The organism is Martinezella calliandrae (assembly GCF_030272695.1).
GTDB lineage: Bacteria > Pseudomonadota > Alphaproteobacteria > Rhizobiales > Rhizobiaceae > Rhizobium > Rhizobium calliandrae.
The window spans coordinates 1-1165 of record NZ_JARFYN010000162.1 but is presented as its reverse complement, the minus strand read 5'-3'; the positions used below and the strand labels follow the sequence as shown (position 1 = coordinate 1165).

At 57.6% G+C, this 1165-nt stretch carries 1 pseudogene; it reads left to right on the top strand.

Annotated features, from left to right (window positions below):
• Nucleotides 1-67: 67 nt before the first annotated feature.
• Nucleotides 68-1165: pseudogene (locus PY650_RS36495) on the top strand (IS630 family transposase).

The window sequence follows — 1165 nt, the reverse complement described above, 5'->3', positions numbered from 1 at the left end:
CTAGTCACCTGGAACCAAAATAAGCTTCATTTTGTTTGGCTTCTGTTAGAAGAGCAGGAGTTGATTGATGGTTGGCAGGCAAGCAGGCCTCGTCGTTCTGAGCGACGCGGATAGAAATTTCCTGGAATCTCAGGTGCGCCGGCATAAAGCGCCGCGCTCCTTGTCGGATCGATGCCGGATGGTCTTGCTGTGTGCGCAGGGTCTGCAAAGCAAAGACGTTGCCCAGCGTCTTGGGGTCCACGAGCATACGGTTGGCAAGTGGCGCCGCCGGTTCCTATAAGATGGCATTGAAGGGCTGACAGATGAATATCGTGCCGGTCGACCGCGAACGGTCTCTGATGCCCAGGTTGCTCAGGTCGTCGAACGTACGTTGAATGCCACTCCCAAGGATGCCACGCACTGGTCCATCCGTTCGATGGCAGCCGACAGCGGCCTTTCACATACCACCATCCGTCGGATCTGGACCGCATTTGGCCTGCAGCCGCATCGTGCCGAGACATTCAAGCTTTCCTCTGATCCGCTCTTCGTCGATAAGGTGCAGGACATCGTCGGTCTTTACATGTCGCCTCCGGACCGGGCGGTCGTGCTTTGCGTGGATGAGAAGTCACAAATCCAAGCCCTGGATCGCGAGCAGCCTGTGCTGCCTATGGCGCCGGGCGTCGCCGAACGGCGCACTCATACCTATGTCCGCAATGGCACGACCTCCCTGTTCGCCGCGCTCGACGTCGCGACTGGCGCCGTGATCGGTCATTGCTACAAGCGTCACCGAGCGACCGAATTCCTCGACTTTTTGAAGCGGATTGACGCCGAAATGCCCAATGGGCCGGACGTGCATCTGGTGATGGACAACTATGCCACCCACAAGACACCAAGGGTCAAGGCCTGGCTCGCGCGCCGCCCACACTGGCATGTTCACTTCACGCCAACGTCGGCATCCTGGATCAATCAGGTCGAGCGATGGTTCGCAGAGCTGACGCGAAAACAGTTGCAGCGCGGCGTACACCGTTCCACTGCAGAACTTGAAGCCGACATCGACGCTTTCATCGAAACCCACAACGACAATCCCACCCCATACAAGTGGGTCAAATCCGCCGACCAGATCCTCGCGTCGGTCAAACGCTTTTGCCAGAAGACAATGAACCGAACTTCAGATTCAGGTGACTAG